Below are 15,934 nucleotides of genomic sequence, written 5' to 3'. Positions count from 1 at the left end.
CAATATGTCGCGTTGTGGGCCTAGTGCCTCATAAAGTGGTATTCGATCACATTGCTGTATGGGTGACCCGGGCCCACAATGCCCTGCGGGAACAGCGGCTGGTGCGGCGTGTCGGGGTACATCTCTGCCTCGAGGGCAAAGCCGGCGCCCCAGCTATAGTTGGCATCGTCCTTGGCGTGCTCGTCGCCCAGCCAATTGCCAGTGTAGAGCTGCACGCCCGGGGCGGTGGTGTAGTAGTCCAGCTCGCGGCCGGTCCACATCTCCTCGACATGCAGGGCGCGGCGCAGGTTGCGACCGTATTGATAGTCATCGATGCACAGGCAGTGGTCGTAGCCGCGTGCCTGCTTAATCTGCGGATCGTCGGCCTCCATGCCAGGCGCGATGGGGCGCAGCTCACGGAAGTCAAACGGCGTGCCCTCGACCGGAGCAATCTCGCCGGTGGGGATGTTCTGCTCGTTGATGGGCAGGTAGTGGGCAGCGTTAGCAACAAAGAAGTGCTCACAGTCCATTCCGGCGTTATGGCCGGCAAGGTTAAAGTACGTGTGGTTGGTCATGGCCACGTAGGTGGCGCGGTCGCTCTCGCAGCCGTATTCGATACGGAAGCAGCCGGTGCGCGTCACGGTAAACACGGCCGTAAAGGTGCGGTTGCCGGGAAGACCCAGCTCACCGTCCTCAAGCGAGGTGGTCATGCGCACGGCATTGTGGACCTCGTCGAGCTCAACGTCCCACACGCGCTTGTGCAGGCCATGCTCAAGGTCGCTGTGCAGGTTGTTGACGCCCTCGTTGGCCGGCATATGCCAGTCCGTGCCGGCGATGGTGATCGTGGCACCCGCAGTGCGGTTGGCCACGGGGCCGATGGTCGCGCCAAAGCAGGCGGGGTTGTCAAAGTAATCCTCGAGCTTATCGAAGCCCAGCACCACATCGCGCACGTTGCCGGGGATGTCGGGCACGTCGATGCCCAGCACGGTGGCGCCAAAGTCCATAATGCGAACGCAGATCTCGGGCCCGTTGAGGGTGTAACGATGAACGGGGGTACCGCACGGCGCGGTGCCGAAAAGCTCGGAAGTGATCATTTGGTTCCTAACATCGAGGTATTTCCGACAAACTGTAGCGCGAACAGGCGAGATTATCACTACACCCCACTAAAGCAGGGGGTATTTTTCTCAAAAAAGTGATGATTGAGCTGTACGGGCGTTCATTTTTGACACGCACGGGTCTGATACAATTTGTTCGTTACTGTTTGAATGATATGCACGCATAGAACGGCGAGGATTCATCGTGATTAAGGCAGAGCGACAGGATAGGGTTCGTCAGCTGCTCGAGGAGCAGGGCACGGTCTCGGTCAAGGAGATTTCGGATGCACTGGGTGTCTCGGATATGACGATCCGCCGCGATCTCGAGGAGCTTGCGAGCCTGGGCGAGATCGAGCGCGTGCACGGTGGAGCCCGCAGTGCGCAGGGCCGTCCACATGCTATGTTGCGCCATGAGTATTCGCACAGCGAAAAGCGCACCAAGCATGCCGAGGAAAAGTTGCAGATCGCGCGCCGCGCCGTGGAGCTCATCGAGGAGGGCTCGACCATCTTTTTGGGTACGGGCACCACGGTTGAGCAGATGGCCTCGATGCTGCCGGCATTTCGTCTGCGCATCGTGACCAATTCGCTTTCGGTGTTTAACCTGCTCGAGGCGCGCGAGGACTGCGACCTGTGCCTAGTGGGCGGCATGTACCGTCGCCGTACCGCCGCTTTTGTGGGACCAACGGCCGAGGATACCCTGCGTGCGCTGGGTATCGACGCGGCGTTTATCGGCGCCAACGGCATTCTGGATGGCGACGTGTCTACGTCTAATATGGATGAGGGTCGTATCCAGCAGCTCGCCTTTAGCAAGGCCGACTCGCGCTATCTGATCGCCGACTCCAGTAAGATCGGCAAGCGCGACTTCTACACCTTCTGCCGTCTGGACAGCCTGGACGCCGTGGTGTGCGAGCCGGGCATCGCCGCCGAGGATCGCGCCGCCATCGAGGAACTCACGCAGGTCATTTGCTAGCTAGCGCTGCAAGCGATACATCTGCCCCCTGCCGGCGCGGGGGTACCGCTTTACAATGACGCGTAAATAACTTTGGGCAACAAGGATGAGGCTATTCTGGGATATGACTAGACTCCGTATTTCGTCTTTATGTCCCTTGAGAATGAATCGTAGTCTTCATAGAGCCCCTCTCTGCTTTCATCCTCGGCGTGGTTTACACGTTCAAGGAGCTTATCCTTTGGAGCCTCTTTTGTTATTGCGGCCTCGCTATCGGGTAATGTGGATTGCAAGAATAGTTCTAGAGCATGGACGTCTTTGAGTATGTAGCCCGTCGAACGACCCGCTCCTGTTTTTTCGATTGCGCTGCAACTAACAAGCTGACCGAGGGTTCGTTTAACGGTAACCTCGCTGATATCGGGGCAGTTGGATCGGATGTCGGATTTCTTAATGACACCGGGTCTCTGTTGAAATAGAACGGCGATGCGCGCTTGCTTCGACATGGGACGAGTGCTTGATTCAATTAAGGTACGCTGCTCGAGCTGTCGGTAGGCGGCCAGGGTTGTTCCGAGCATGAAACGGATAAAGGGTGCTTCGGTGTTTTGATTTTCATTCCATCCAGCGGAGCTTGCAGCGAGGGCGTTGTAGTAGAGCGCCTTGTTGTCTTCAATAAGTCGTTCGATGCTGATGTAACGCGCAACGTCGTATCCAGTCTTTTCGAGTAGCAGCGTTGTAAGGAGCCGGCTCATCCTGCCATTGCCATCGTTGAAGGGATGAATGCTGACAAAATCGAAGATGAAGCGGAATGATATAAGGAGGGGGTCGCAAACTTGACGAGATAAGGCGTCGTTGAGGGACCGACAGGCTTCTTCGATAAGTCCGGGGGTTGCTAGGGCCGAAGGCGGCCTAAAGCGCACAAATCGATTGCCTTGATCGTCGATGGAGATGATTTCGTTATCGCTATCTTTCCAATGGCCCCCATACGAGATTGCTGTGTGTACCATGAGGTCACGATGCAACTGCAGAATGACCGATGGCGTTACGGGAATGGAATCGTGTTGCTCGTGAATAAGCGACAGCACATCTCGGTATCCAGCGATTTCTTCCTCTGCGCGGGAGCTTGGCTTGGCGGAATACGCCATGATCGCTTTGAGTCTTTTTTGGGTGGTAACAATTCCTTCAAGTCCGTTGGAGGATTGGGTGCTTTGGATCTTAGCTTCCTCCATAAGGGACGATAGAAGTTCGGGTTTGACTTGACTCAGAGCAAGCTGTCGGCCTTTATGCTCGCGTATCGAGAGGAGGAGGTTGGTGATTGGAGTTGCTTCGAGTTCCGCTGGGACTGTGGTGTAATCGAACTGGCGCATGCGGCTCCTTTCGGTATCACGAACACACTTTCGATATCATAATATCATTAAATGATACCGAAAGTATGTTCGTGATACCGAAAACTAGAAACCATGCTTCATAACTGCTTGGAAAGTTTGGATTTGACTATCTTATTGTCTTGATCTGTAACATCTAGACGGTCAAAAGTGGTCTACATGTTACAGATCGAGATTGTTCGGCCCGGGCCACCCGTTCGTCTAAATCTGTAACAGCTAGGGCCGAAATACTCGACTAGATGTTACAGATCGAGACGAATGATCCGCTCGGGCCCACCAAAACAAAAAAGCCGCATGCGAACCCATGGAGGGATTCGTATGCGGCCGACAGGGGGTATGCGGCAAAAGTTAGGCCATGAGCAGGCCGGTCTCCGCGACGTTCTTGTACCAGTACGCGCTCGCCTTGGGATAGCGCTTCTGGGTCTCAAAGTCGACGTAGAACAGGCCATAGCGCTTGTTATAGCCGTTGGTCCAGGAGAACTGGTCCTGCAGCGACCACACAAAGTAGCCGTCGACGTTCACGCCGCCGTCAATCGCCTTGAGGATCCATGCGAGATGCTGACGCATGTAGTCGATGCGAGGGGCGTCGTCGATAAAGCCGTCCTCGAAGTCGTCCTTATAGCCCATGCCGTTCTCGGTGATGTAGATTTTCTTGTAGTTGGGGTAATCGTTCTTAATACGCAGCAGCAGGTCGTAGAGGCCCTCGGGATAGATGATCCAGTCCCAATCGGTGGTGGGTACGCCTTCGCGCACGCATGACTCGCCCACGCCCTTGAGGAACCAGCGCGAGGAGCCCTTGTCACCGGTGCCATTGTGGTTGATGTCATTTTCGCCCTCGGCGGCACGCAGGAACTGGCACTTGTAGGTGTTGACGCCCAGGCAATCGTTGTAGGGGAGCGCGGCGGTCAGCGCGGCGATGTCCTCGTCGCGGACGTCGAGCTCGCCGCCGGCGATATGGGACAGCTTGGTCGCAGCCTCCATCGTGTCGGCGGCATAGTGGCCGCGGAAGGTGGCGTCGAGTACCCAGCGGTTGTTGATGACGTCGGCCATGCGAGCTGCCTCGCAGTCGGCGGCGTTGTTGGGGTCGAGGGGATACTTGGGCTCCAGGTTCTGGACAATGCCGATCTCGCCCTCAAAGCCACCCTCATGGAAGGCGACGACGGCCTTGGCGTGGGCCACCATCATGTTGTGCATGAGCTGGAAGGCCTTGTCCAGGCGATACTTCTCGCCGTGCGGCCAGTTGCCGACGATAAAGCTGCCCTCGGCGGTCGCGGGAATCTCGTTAAAGGTAAACCAGTGCTTGACCTCGGTGAACTCGGCAAAGCAGAACTTGGCGTACTCGACAAAGGCATCGATGGTCGTGCGCGTCAGGAAGCCCTCGCCGCCGTCCTGGTAGAAGGCCTCGGGCGTATCAAAGTGATCGAGCGTGACATAGGGGATAACGCCGGCTTTATTGCAGGTGGCAAAGAGCTCGTGATAGAAGGCAACACCCTCGGGGTTAATCTCACCAGTGCCGCTGGGGAAGATACGGCTCCAAGCGATGGAGACACGAATGCCGTTGATGCCGAAGCGCTGGCACAGGTCGATATCGACCGGGTACTTGTTGTAGAAATCGCTTGCGGGGTCGGGGGAGAAACGGCCCTGAGCAGCCAGGAAATCGTCCCAGGGCACTTTGCCCTTGCCGTGTGTACGGGTCTCGCCCTCAACCTGGTAAGCAGCGGTGGCGCCGCCAAACACAAAGCCGTCGGGGAACTGCATGGGGTTGGTCATGAGTCATCCTTTCTGTGGGATACGAATAGGGAGAGGTGCCCGAACCGGGAATCCGGGCACCAACAGAGGGAGGAACTAGTCGAGGTTCTCGCGGAGCCACTTGATGGCGCCAGCGGGGTCGCGAGTAAGGTCGATATATTCCTTACCGCGGGGAGCGAGCAGCTTAATGCCCAGGCGATCGGTGTCGGCCTTCATGTCGTTGTAGTAGCTACGAACCTGCGGGGCGAGCACGATGACGTCGTACTGATCCATGATGGCAGTGTGCTGACCATAGGCGCCTGCGGAGGAAGCGATGTTCTCTCCGGTCTGCGCAGCACCTTCCTTGATGGCGTTGGCAAGCATGGCAGAGGTGCCGGCGCCGGCGCACAGGACGAGGACCTTCAGACCGTCGACATCCTTCTTAGCGGATGCGTCGGAGGCGGGCTCGGGCTGATCGGCGACAGGCTTGCTGTCGGCGGCAGCGGCGGTCGGCTCGACGGCAGCGGTGACAGCGGCGGTCGGCTCGACGGAAGCGGTGACAGCGGCGGTCTGCTCGACAGCGGGCGCAGGGGCGTTGGCAGCGATGGTGGCAGCACCATCGGATTCGAGACCCAGCTCGGCGGCGCGCTCGGCCTCCTGGTCGCAGAGCAGCTTATCGTATGCCTTCAAGAACGGCAGGTAGATGATAGCGTCCAGCAAGATGATGATTGCAACAAACACCAGGGCGATAAGCTGGAAGTTTGTGGTGATGAAGATGCCGATGGGGGCAGGGGTAGCCCAAGGCACCACGAAGGAGAAGCCGTTCATGCCCACATTGTCGATAAAGAACTTGGCAACACTCACGTTGACGCAGCCGGCGGCAACAAAGGGGATGAGCATGTAGGGGTTAAGGATCATCGGCGCGCCAAAGAGCAGCGGCTCGTTGACAGCAAAGGCAACAGGAACAATCGAGGCCTTACCGACGGCTTTGAGCTGCTTGGACTTCATAAAGAGAATCAGCAGAAGCGGCACGATGAACGTAGCGCCAGTGCCGCCGAACTCACCCACGAGCGACATGTTAAAGGTGAGGGAGTGGGCGGGGTGGCCACCGGCCAGCAGAACCTGCAGGTTCTCGGCCTGGTTGGCAAGACGGATGGGGTCGATGCCCGGCTGGACAATCGAAGGGCCGTGGACGCCGATGAACCAGAAGAACGCGGTGGCTGCCTGGATAAGGATGAGGCCAGGATAGGTTTCTGCCGCAGTGAAGAGCGGGGAGAGCAGCTTGATGAGCAGCTCGGAGAACGGAACGCCCATGAGGTTGCGCACAACCACATCGATGATGCCGCAGATAATGACAGCGCCGCCAAAGGGGATAATGTCGCGGAAGTTCTGAGCGATGGCGCCCGGGACCTCCTTGGGCAGCTTAATGGTCAGATCGCGCGAGACGCAGAATTTGTAGACCCACACGGTGATGAACGCGGCGATATAGGCCGAGAACAGACCGCGCGTACCCATGCTGGTGCAGTCGAAGACCGAAAGCTCGGAGCCGTTGAACTTGGTGGTGAACTGCGTAACGGCGAGCAAAAGCATACTGCACTGGGCGGCCACCATGGTGGAGCCGTCGTTGAGCACCTTGCCGGCGGGCATGCGACGGTTCATGGAAGCCGTAAAGTTCTTGGCAGTGGTGCCGGCAACCATGATGCCCATGACGCCCATGGTGAAGTTGTACAGCTTGTTGCACCAGTCGATGAGCGGCTGGGGCAGCGTGATGCCGACTACGCCGGGAAGGGTGGCAATGAGCAGAAAGATCGAAGAGGTGAGGACGATTGGCATGCACCCAAGGAATCCGTCCTTAATAGCCTGGAGGTAGATGTTCCTCGAGATCTTCTCAAAGAACGGCTGATGCTTTTCGAGCATCTTTACGATGGCGTCCATAGAGCTCCTTTGCTACTTGATGCGCGATGCATGTGGATGGAACTGGTCGTCGATGGATGGTCAGGACTGCCCGGAAACCTTCCTGCTCAAGGAAGGCATTGCGAAATGACAACGTTGTCATTTCGTTAATGACAACGTAAGACATTTTTGGAAGAGCAACAAGGATATACGGGTGAGCGGTCGATATTGTCCGGTAAACGGTTGATTTATCAGTCAGGCAGGTGGTGTATGCTAGAACGCAAAAAACAAGCGATAGAGAACCGAGTGGAGAAGTAGTGGCAACGATGGACAAGAAAAATGTCTCAATGAACGATGTGGCGATTGCCGCGGGTGTTTCTCTCAAGACGGTTTCGCGTGTGATTAACGAGCCCGGTAGCGTGCGCGAGTCGACGCGCGATAGGGTCCATTCCGCAATGGAGGCGCTCGGGTTTCGAACCAACTTTGCCGCGCGTTCACTCAAGTTGGGCCGTTACGGGTGCATCGGCGTGGTGATGTTCCACTTGTCGGGCGGCGCCGTGGACATGATCGACGGTATCGCCGATGCCGCCGAAGAGCGAGGCTTTGCTCTCACGATGATCAAAAAGCGGGCGGGGGAGAAGATGACCCTTGCCGAAGCGGCGCATAGGATGTCGCAGCTTCCCGTCGACGGCATGATTTTCAACCTGCGCCAGATGGTCGATGACTTTGATACCTTTGAGGCACCGAAAGACCTCAAGACGGTGATTATCACACCGATGGAGCATCCTACCTGCTCCACCGTCAGTGACGATCAAGAAGGCGGCGCGCGCATGGCGTGCGAGTACTTCTTGAATCACGGGCACAAGAACGTGTACTTCGTCTCTGGTAAGAAAGAGTCGCTGTCGAGCCAGTGTCGTATGAAAGGTTGGCGTGCGGCACTCGAGGCACGTGGCATTGAGCCGCCCGAGCCCCTGCAAGGCGATTGGAATGCGGATAGTGGCTATGCCGCGGGCCTTGTGCTTGCCGATAAACCCGATTGCACGGCGGTCCTCGCCGCTAACGACTGCATGGCAAACGGCGTGATGATGGCCCTACGTGACAAAGGGCTCAGCGTGCCCGACGACGTGTCCGTGATCGGCTTCGACGATGAGCTCTACAAGACGATTCCCAACTCGATTCTGACGTCGGTGAAGTTTCGCCACCGCGAGCTGGGCATCCGTGCGCTCAACGAGGTCGTCGCAGGTCTGGAAGCCCCGAGCTCCAGAAGCCGTACGCTCGTCTCGGGCGTGTTGGTCGAGCGCGCGAGCGTGCGGGATCTGCGGGCGTAGACGTGCTCGGCTCGTTCATCTTAATCTGTAACAGTTAGGACCCAAAAACTCGACCAGGTGTTACAGATTGAGATTTTGTCTACCCAGTCATCATCTTTGTCTTGATCTGTAACAGTTAGACGGCCAAAAGCGAGTTAGATGTTACAGATCGAGACAAACGAACGCGGCCCAGCCCGCCCAAAAACAAAAACGGCGGATACGACCAAGGATGCTGAAGCATCCACCGGGAAGGTCGCATCCGCCACACGGAAAGAGGCGCATGGACGCAGTGTCCATGCAATCGGGAATGGTAAGGTGCGCGGCTGCGTGATGGTCACGGCAGCCGATGGCGTTAACTAGTCCAGACGACGGGTCTGCGCCACGTGCTTGTACCAGTAGGCGCTCGCCTTGGGCGTGCGCTTTTGGGTCTCAAAGTCTACGTAGAAGAAGCCGTAGCGCTTGTTGTAGCCGTTGGTCCAGGAGAACTGGTCCTGCAGGCTCCACAGGAAGTAGCCGCCCACGTTGACGCCCACCTCCATGGCCTTAAGCAGCCAGCGCAGGTGCTGCTCGATGTAGTCGATGCGCGGCTGGTCGTCCACAAAGCCGTCCTTGTAGGGGTCCTTGTAGCCCATACCGTTCTCGGTGATGAAGATCTGCTTGTAGTTGGGGTAGCGCTGCTTAATGTAGACGAGCAGATCGAACAGACCCTCGGGATAGATGATCCAGTCCCAGTCGGTGGTGGGGATGCCGGGCTTGTTCACATGCTCGCCAATGCCCTTGACGCGCCAGCGACCGGTGCCCTTCTCGCCCGTACCGTTGTGGTGCAGGTCGTTCTCGCCATCGTAAGCCTTGAGGAAGCGGCACTGGTAGTTGTTAACGCCCAGGTAGTCGTTGTAGAGCGCTGCCTCGCGCATAATCTCGAGGTCCTCGTCCAGGATCTCGATGGTGCCGCCCGAGACGGCAGCCAGGCGGTTGGCGCACTCGAGGGTGTCGGGGGCATAGTCGCCGCGGAAGGTGGCGTCGAGCAGGAACTGGTTTTGCAGCACGTGCTCGTTGTTGGCGGCCTTGATGTCGGCGGGGTCGTTCTCGTTGAGCGGGTACTTAAACTCCAGCGACTGAATGACGCCGATCTTGCCCTTAAAGCCTCCGTTGTGGAAGGCCAGTACAGCCTTGGCGTGGGCGAGCATCATGTTGTGCTCGCACTGGAAGGCTTCGGCCAGATGAGCTTTGACGCCGCCGGGGAAGGTGCCCTCGATGTAGGTGTTGGAGGCGTCGGCCCAGATCTCGTTAAAGGTGAACCAGTAGGTTACCTGGTCGGCGTACTCCTTAAAGCAGAAGGTGGCAAAGTCCACAAAGGCGTCGATGGTCTCGCGGTTGAGGAAGTCGCCCTTTTCAAAGAGGGGCAGCGGCGTGTCGAAGTGATGCAGCGTGACAAACGGCTCAACGTGGTGCTTGTGGCACTCGGCAAATAGGTCGTGGTAGAACTGCACGCCCTCGGGGTTCACCTTGCCGGTGCCCTCGGGGAAGATGCGGCTCCAGGCGATGGAGAGGCGAATACCGTTGATGCCAAACTCCTCGCACAGCTCCAGGTCCACCGGATACTGGTTGTAGAAGTCGGAGGCGGGATCGGGAGAGAAGCGGCCCTGGGCCTCCAAGAAGTCGTCCCAGGCGACCTTGCCCTTACCGTGGGTGCGGGTCTCGCCCTCTACCTGGTAGGCAGCAGTGGCGCCGCCAAAGACAAAGTCCTCGGGGAACTGCGCGGGCGGGTTGGTGACGCTGGCGGGGTTAACGGACATGATGATCCAATCGTTTAAATCGAAGGGCCAGCCTGTCTTGGATAGCTGGCTGGCCCTAAGCGTTGCTTACTTCGACAGCTGCTCGCTCACAAAGGCGAGAGACTTGTCGCCGTTCTGGGAGAGCTCGATGTACTGCTTACCACGGCAGGCGACGCACTTGTTGCCCACGCGCTCGCAGTCCTTCTGCAGGTCGGCCAGGTAGCTGGCAGCCTGCGGAGCCAGGACGACCAGGTCAAAGTCGGGAAGCATGTCCACGTGGTTGCCATAGGCATCGGCAGCGGTCTCAAGATCGATGCCGCGCTCCTTGGCGGCCTTGGCCAGCGCGTTGGCGAGCAGGCCCGAGGTGCCGCCGCCCTGGCAGAGCACGAGCACGCGCTTGCCGTTGAGGTCGCTGGCGGCCGTAGCCTCGGTGGTGGCAGCAGCGGGGGCGGCGTCGGTCTTTACGACCTCGGCAGCGGCGCCGGCGGCAACGCTCTTGGCGTCGGCCTTACCCTGGAAGGCGTCGTTGAGCTTGGCGGCCTTCTCGGCGTTCTTGGCGGCGAGCTCCTCCCGGGAGATTTCGGCCTCCTCGGCGCACTTCTGGGCGTCATAGGCACGGAAGAAAGGGTAGTACAGGGCAAAGTCGACGACCAGGATAAGGGCGAGCATCACAAAGGCGAGCGGCTGGAAGCCCAGGCCCATGATGGTGCCAATGGGGCCGGGGACGGTCCAAGGCAGGGTGTACATAAAGCCGTTCATGCCCAAGAAGTCGATAAAGACCTTGAGGATCCAGATGTTGGCGATCGGGGCAAAGACAAACGGGACAAAGAAGACGGGGTTGAGCACGATGGGCGCGGCGAACAGCAGCGGCTCGTTGACGGCAAAGCACACGGGGACGATGGCGGCCTTACCGACGGCGCGCATCTCCTGGGACTTGGCCAGGAAGCAGAACATAAAGACCAGGACGAGCGTGGCGCCGGTACCGCCCATGCAGACGACGAAGTACTGGGCACCCTGGGTCAGGACAGCGGAAGCGTGCTGGCCGGCCTGGAATGCAGCCAGGTTGTCGGTCATGTTGGCAACGAGGGCGGCGGCGATGGCGGGCTCGACGATTGAGGGGCCGTGGACGCCGACGAACCAGAAGAGGCTCATGGCACCGTAGATCACAGCGAGACCGATGTAGCCGTCGGCGGCGGTGAACAGGGGCTGGAACACCTGGATGACGCCCTGGGCAAAGCAGAAGCCAAAAGCAGCGCGGAAGACGATGTCAAAGACCCAAAAGACGGTGATGCAGACGGAGAAGGGGATGATGTCCTTAAAGGTCTGCGAGATGTTGGGCGGAACCTGCTCGGGCATCTTGACGGTGATGTTGCGCTTAATGAAGAACTTGTAGATGATGCCGGTCACAAACGCAGCGATAAAGGCGGTCAGCAGGCCCTTGGAACCAAGGTAGGTCGTGTTGAAGCCGCTGGCGGCGTCCGTGGCAATCGTGTCGCTCGAAAGGAGCAAGAAGCCGATGATGGCCGCGCACATGCACGAGATGAAGTTGATCTGATTGTTCTTGGGCAGGTCGCGGTTCTGAGCGTCGGCGAAGTGCTTGGCCGTGGTGGCGGCGCAGGCGATGGCCAGGATGCCCATGGAGTAGTTGTAGCACTTCCACAGGGCGTTATTGATGTCATCGGGCCAGTAGAAACCCCAGATGTTGGGGACCGAGGCTACTAGGCAGAAGATGGACGAGAAGATGATGATGGGGATGACGGAGATAAAGCCGTCGCGAATCGCCTTGAGGTACTTGTTGCGGGCGATCGCGTTGAAAAAGGGCTGGCCTTTTTCGATGGTGGCGATGAGTTGCTCCATGCAAAGCTCCTAAGAGTCGGTGGGTTAGCAACGATGGTAGCTTTTGACATCTGGTTGCCAAAATGTTGACGTTGCCATTTTGCGACACAAAAAAAGATGTGAATCGGTGGCCCCTGTGCCTGTAGACCGTCGATTCCTTGCGTGTAAACGATTGAGCTGCCCGGTGGCTCTGTGTTTGCACAATGGCAACGTTAACATTTGGGCGACAAAAGCCGTTCGGCGAAGCAGAATTGTCGGTGAACGGTAGGTTTTGGGTGGTAAGCGTATCGTTGGAGAGACGTTGGATATACTTAAATGTGTTCAAAATGACTGCGCAGGATGCCGTCAATGGCATCGTTGACATAGAAAGATCGACCTATGGCCGCTGTTAAAAAATCGGTATCCGTCAAAGATGTGGCGCGCCTCGCGGGCGTCTCGGAGCAGACGGTCTCGCGCACCGTGCACGATTCGCCCAGCGTGCGCCCCGAGACCAAGGAGCGCGTGCGTGCCGCCATGCGCGAGCTGGGGTATCGCCCCAATTTTGCCGGCCGGTCGCTGCGCCGCGGCAAGTTCAAGACGGTCGGCGTCGCCATGTTCAACATTACCGGTACCGGCAACCTCGACCGTATGGAGGGCTTTGCCGCCGCTGCCGACAAACACGGCTATGCCATCACCCTTACTAAAGTAGATGGACACCCCTATACCCTCGAGAGTGCATCGTCGCGTATGAGCGCGCTGCCAGTGGACGGCGTGGTCGTGATCATGAACCGCATGCCGGCGGACTTTGGCACCTTTGAGCCGCTGCCCGGCATGCAGACGGTGCTCGTTACCATGTTGGAGCACCCGCTGTGCTCGACGATCGATAACGACCAGTTCGATTGCTCGCGTCAGGTCGTCGAGTACTTGCTGGGGCAGGGGCACAAGACCGTGCACTTTATCTCGTGCCCCGAGCGCTCGCTTTCGGGCATGCAGCGCGAGGAGGGCTGGCGCGAGACGCTGCGCGCGCATGGTATTGAGCCGCCGCGATTCATTCGTGGCGATTGGACGGCGCAGAGCGGCTATGCTGCCGGTCAGGCTCTGGCAGACGATCCGACCTGCACGGCCATCTATGCCTCCAACGACGCCATGGCCTACGGCTGCATTCGCGGGCTCGAGTCGCGCGGAAAGCGCGTGCCCGAGGACGTGAGCGTGGTGGGTGTCGATGACAGCCTGGGCGACATCGTGCCCGATCGTCGCCTGACCACGGTGCGCTTTGATAACAAGCGTGTCGGCATGTGGGCGGTCGACAAGATCGCCGGCGCCGAGGGGGTTACGCCTGGCGTGGAACACATGCTGATCCCCGGCGTGCTCGTAGCGGGCGATACGGTACGAGAGTTGCGCTAGGGTACGGACCTGTTTGGGTTGCCGCTAATAGTGTTTGATATTGTTCGAATTGGTTTAAAAACCGTTCACGGGCGAAAATCGACCGTTCATAGCTCGAAATTACGTTTTGCATTGTTCTTTTTTGTTTGAATGCTAATGTTTCTGTCATACACAACGCAGCGCGTATGCCCGGACGCGATGCTCTCCATTGGTTCATATGTGAAAGGAACGCAATATGGCAACCAAAGAAGAAATCTCGATGGTTGGATTCGAGATTGTCGCATACGCGGGCGACGCCCAGACCGATCTGCTTGCAGCGCTCGATGCTGCTCGCGAGGGTGATTTTGAGAAGGCCGAGCAGCTGCACAAGGATGCCAGCGATGCACTCATCGGCGCTCACGACACGCAGACCAAGCTGCTGTCGCAGGAGGCCGGCGGCGGCGAGATGGAGATGACCTTCATCATGGCTCACGCCCAGGACACCCTCATGACCACCATGATTCTGGAGAAGCAGGCCCGCTTTACCATCGATGCCTACAAGCGCATCGCCGAGCTCGAGGCCAAGCTCGCCTAACGAGTCCTCACAATCAAGTCCCCTTCCAAAAGCTCTGCCGCAAACCCGTGACAGGGCTTTTTCCGTCCTCCTCCAAGTTGCGGCATCCGGCAGTTGGGGACGTTCCTTATCTGCCGGCAGTTTGGGCCACTCCTTTAGTCATTGGGGACGTTCTTAAACGACTAGTCGTTGGGGACAGTCTTGGGGTGCTCTGCCGCCCTTCCGTTCGGTTTTTCGCTGGGTGGGTATACTTCCATCCGCAATACAGGCCGGACTGAGGAGGTATCCAAATGCCGGATAACGGGTCAATACAAAAAAGAGACGCGCACGAGGTAGCTCATGGGCGTTCTGTCCAGATAACCGAGCACACGACAGTAACCGAGCTGCAGCCCAGCCTGTCCGATGTCGTGTGCGCAAACAAAAAGCTGCAGATTGGCTTTATCGTTGCGCTCGTGGTACTGGCGCTGCTGTCGGGCTTTGTAGCTCGTCCGCATTTCGCCGATACCAAAACTTGGGACTCCACCATCGAGGTTATCGATCAAAAGAAGGGCAACGTTTTGGCGCTCACGACCTCGTGCGTGGCGCTGTCTGCGGGCATTACGGCGCTGCCGGGCGATACGGGAACGCCGGTCGCCGAGCAGCTCGCCCAGCTTTCGGGCAACTTGGGCATTGTGCTTGCCGTGCTCTACCTCGAGAAATATCTGCTGACCATCTTGTGGTCGGTGGGCCTGGGCATCCTGATCCCGTTTGCTCTGGTGCTCTTTGCGGTCTCGCTTGGTATTCACGGACGCTGGAGCACGAGTGCCGTCCTGCGCCGCGTGGCGACCCGCGTGCTGGTAGTCGCCATGATCGGCATGGCGTTGGTGCCTGCAAGCGTGTGGGTATCGCAAAAGGTCGACGAAACGTATCGAGTGAGCATCGAGGCGGCCGAGCAAAAGGCGGCCGACGCTGCAGACGTGGCGGATAGCGACAGTTCCAAAGCAAGCAAGAAAAAGACCGAGTCTACAGAGCCCAAGAACGTGCTTGAGCAGCTTGCCGACGGTGCCTCGGGTCTTGTCACATCGGTGACCAGCGGCGCCAAGCAGATGACCGATGAGATTGTGCAGCAGGTGACTGATCTGATCGAAGGCGTTATCGTGATGATCGTGACCTCGTGTGTTATTCCGTTGCTGGTGCTCGCGGCGTTTCTGTGGTTGGGGCACACGCTGCTGGGGATCGATATTTCCGGTCCGGCGAACTACTTAACGGGGCGCTTTCTGAGCGCTCCGTCCAAGCATGCCAAGAAGGGCGGGCAGTCCGTGTAGCTAAAACAGCTGTATATACCGGGGCATACTGCCGAAGGGCGGGCGAGACGCGTTCTCGGCCGCCCTTTTGTTTGTTGAACACATGGTCGCTACGTCCGCGACCGGTCCAAACGGTCAGCAATCATCTGTGAACGGTATTTGTTCAAAAAAGAACAAAGATAAACAAATAGTTGTTGCAGTTAATGTTCGAATGTGTTCAAATAAACATGAACAGTGAAGAACCGCACATTCAGATGCCCGGACCTGAACGCGATTCAACACTTCCAAACAGAAACTACGCACCTGCGTATCTCTCAAGGAGGATGTCATGAGGGTTGTAATCGCTTCCGATGCCGACGGTATGTCGATGAAGGAGTCCATCAAGGAGATGCTCATCGCCGACGGTCACGAAGTCGTCGACTATTCCGAGACCCCTGCCGCGGACCTTGTCGATTCCGCGACCGCCGTTGCCAAGGACCTGCTGGAGCACAAGGATTCCCAGGGCTTCGCATTCGATAAGTACGGCGTCGGCTCCTATATGGCTGCCGTCAAGATCAAGGGCATGGTCGTCGCCAACATTTCCGACGAGCGTTCCGCTTACATGACCCGCGAGCACAACGGCTCGCGCATGGTCACCATGGGCCCGGGCGTCGTGGGCACCGAGGTCGCCAAGAAGATCGCCCGCGAGTTCCTGCGCGCCCAGTACGCCGGCGGCCGTCACCAGATCCGTGTCGACATGCTCAACAAGATGGCCTAACGAGAGCCACCGAGAACTCGAACTTCTACCTCAACTTGT

General features: G+C 58.2%; 12 protein-coding genes. 6 read left to right on the top strand and 6 right to left on the bottom strand.

Annotation, left to right across the window (positions count from 1 at the left end; all coding sequences use genetic code 11):
• Positions 1 to 20: 20 nt before the first annotated feature.
• On the bottom strand, positions 21 to 1,073 hold the full coding sequence (locus tag DWZ22_RS00650; RefSeq protein WP_117743265.1) for an aldose epimerase family protein: 1,053 nt from the start codon (positions 1,071 to 1,073) through the stop codon (positions 21 to 23).
• A gap of 205 nt (positions 1,074 to 1,278) precedes the next feature.
• Here DWZ22_RS00650 and DWZ22_RS00645 point away from each other — a divergent pair, with 205 nt between their 5' ends.
• Positions 1,279 to 2,043 (top strand): DeoR/GlpR family DNA-binding transcription regulator, encoded by a 765-nt coding sequence (locus tag DWZ22_RS00645; RefSeq protein WP_233505086.1) that lies wholly within the window; start codon positions 1,279 to 1,281, stop codon positions 2,041 to 2,043.
• A 107-nt stretch (positions 2,044 to 2,150) separates the two neighbouring features.
• Here DWZ22_RS00645 and DWZ22_RS00640 read toward each other — a convergent pair whose 3' ends face one another.
• The 3 genes from DWZ22_RS00640 to DWZ22_RS00630 all read right to left on the bottom strand — a co-directional run bounded on the left by DWZ22_RS00640 (position 2,151) and on the right by DWZ22_RS00630 (position 7,064).
• A complete protein-coding gene (locus DWZ22_RS00640) occupies positions 2,151 to 3,383 on the bottom strand; it encodes a Fic family protein (protein ID WP_117743264.1) in 1,233 nt (410 codons plus the stop codon).
• A 366-nt stretch (positions 3,384 to 3,749) separates the two neighbouring features.
• Positions 3,750 to 5,171 carry a 6-phospho-beta-galactosidase gene (lacG, locus tag DWZ22_RS00635; RefSeq protein WP_199406652.1) on the bottom strand — a complete coding sequence of 474 codons (1,422 nt, stop codon included), beginning with the start codon at positions 5,169 to 5,171 and terminating at the stop codon, positions 3,750 to 3,752.
• 75 nt (positions 5,172 to 5,246) lie between these two features.
• Positions 5,247 to 7,064 carry a PTS lactose transporter subunit IIBC gene (locus DWZ22_RS00630; protein ID WP_118405182.1) on the bottom strand — a complete coding sequence of 606 codons (1,818 nt, stop codon included), beginning with the start codon at positions 7,062 to 7,064 and terminating at the stop codon, positions 5,247 to 5,249.
• Positions 7,065 to 7,348: 284 nt separating this feature from the next.
• Here DWZ22_RS00630 and DWZ22_RS00625 point away from each other — a divergent pair, with 284 nt between their 5' ends.
• A complete protein-coding gene (locus DWZ22_RS00625) occupies positions 7,349 to 8,350 on the top strand; it encodes a LacI family DNA-binding transcriptional regulator (RefSeq protein WP_118405181.1) in 1,002 nt (333 codons plus the stop codon).
• A 335-nt stretch (positions 8,351 to 8,685) separates the two neighbouring features.
• Here DWZ22_RS00625 and lacG (DWZ22_RS00620) read toward each other — a convergent pair whose 3' ends face one another.
• Both lacG (DWZ22_RS00620) and DWZ22_RS00615 read right to left on the bottom strand, forming a co-directional pair.
• The gene (gene lacG, locus DWZ22_RS00620) at positions 8,686 to 10,125 is read right to left on the bottom strand and encodes a 6-phospho-beta-galactosidase (RefSeq protein ID WP_117735483.1); all 1,440 of its coding nucleotides are present in this window, start codon (positions 10,123 to 10,125) and stop codon (positions 8,686 to 8,688) included.
• Between the two features lie 66 nt (positions 10,126 to 10,191).
• Positions 10,192 to 11,961 (bottom strand): PTS transporter subunit EIIC, encoded by a 1,770-nt coding sequence (locus DWZ22_RS00615; RefSeq protein ID WP_117735482.1) that lies wholly within the window; start codon positions 11,959 to 11,961, stop codon positions 10,192 to 10,194.
• A 357-nt stretch (positions 11,962 to 12,318) separates the two neighbouring features.
• Here DWZ22_RS00615 and DWZ22_RS00610 point away from each other — a divergent pair, with 357 nt between their 5' ends.
• The 4 genes from DWZ22_RS00610 to lacA all read left to right on the top strand — a co-directional run bounded on the left by DWZ22_RS00610 (position 12,319) and on the right by lacA (position 15,895).
• Complete coding sequence (locus DWZ22_RS00610; RefSeq protein ID WP_117794109.1) at positions 12,319 to 13,323, top strand: LacI family DNA-binding transcriptional regulator; 1,005 nt, start codon at positions 12,319 to 12,321, stop codon at positions 13,321 to 13,323.
• Positions 13,324 to 13,537: 214 nt separating this feature from the next.
• Positions 13,538 to 13,876, top strand: coding sequence for a PTS lactose/cellobiose transporter subunit IIA (locus DWZ22_RS00605; protein WP_055252615.1), 339 nt, complete (start codon positions 13,538 to 13,540; stop codon positions 13,874 to 13,876).
• A 269-nt stretch (positions 13,877 to 14,145) separates the two neighbouring features.
• Complete coding sequence (locus DWZ22_RS00600; RefSeq protein WP_117794108.1) at positions 14,146 to 15,159, top strand: hypothetical protein; 1,014 nt, start codon at positions 14,146 to 14,148, stop codon at positions 15,157 to 15,159.
• Between the two features lie 307 nt (positions 15,160 to 15,466).
• Positions 15,467 to 15,895, top strand: a complete 429-nt coding sequence (lacA, locus tag DWZ22_RS00595) for a galactose-6-phosphate isomerase subunit LacA (RefSeq protein ID WP_117735479.1) — start codon at positions 15,467 to 15,469, stop codon at positions 15,893 to 15,895.
• Positions 15,896 to 15,934: the final 39 nt, after the last annotated feature.

The organism is Collinsella sp. AF31-11, from assembly GCF_003475605.1.
Taxonomy (GTDB): domain Bacteria; phylum Actinomycetota; class Coriobacteriia; order Coriobacteriales; family Coriobacteriaceae; genus Collinsella.
The sequence above is the reverse complement of the archived record's forward strand: the minus strand, read 5'-3'. Positions and strand labels throughout refer to the sequence as shown.

Excerpts from the sequence above, each read along its gene's own strand:
- DWZ22_RS00650 (WP_117743265.1), bottom strand. The coding sequence starts at position 1,073 with ATGATCACTTCCGAGCTTTTCGGCACCGCGCCGTGCGGTACCCCCGTT.
- DWZ22_RS00640 (WP_117743264.1), bottom strand. The coding sequence starts at position 3,383 with ATGCGCCAGTTCGATTACACCACAGTCCCAGCGGAACTCGAAGCAACT.
- DWZ22_RS00610 (WP_117794109.1), top strand. The coding sequence starts at position 12,319 with ATGGCCGCTGTTAAAAAATCGGTATCCGTCAAAGATGTGGCGCGCCTC.
- lacA (WP_117735479.1), top strand. The coding sequence starts at position 15,467 with ATGAGGGTTGTAATCGCTTCCGATGCCGACGGTATGTCGATGAAGGAG.
- DWZ22_RS00615 (WP_117735482.1), bottom strand. The coding sequence starts at position 11,961 with ATGGAGCAACTCATCGCCACCATCGAAAAAGGCCAGCCCTTTTTCAAC.
- lacG (WP_199406652.1), bottom strand. The coding sequence starts at position 5,171 with ATGACCAACCCCATGCAGTTCCCCGACGGCTTTGTGTTTGGCGGCGCC.
- DWZ22_RS00600 (WP_117794108.1), top strand. The coding sequence starts at position 14,146 with ATGCCGGATAACGGGTCAATACAAAAAAGAGACGCGCACGAGGTAGCT.
- lacG (WP_117735483.1), bottom strand. The coding sequence starts at position 10,125 with ATGTCCGTTAACCCCGCCAGCGTCACCAACCCGCCCGCGCAGTTCCCC.
- DWZ22_RS00630 (WP_118405182.1), bottom strand. The coding sequence starts at position 7,064 with ATGGACGCCATCGTAAAGATGCTCGAAAAGCATCAGCCGTTCTTTGAG.
- DWZ22_RS00605 (WP_055252615.1), top strand. The coding sequence starts at position 13,538 with ATGGCAACCAAAGAAGAAATCTCGATGGTTGGATTCGAGATTGTCGCA.
- DWZ22_RS00625 (WP_118405181.1), top strand. The coding sequence starts at position 7,349 with ATGGACAAGAAAAATGTCTCAATGAACGATGTGGCGATTGCCGCGGGT.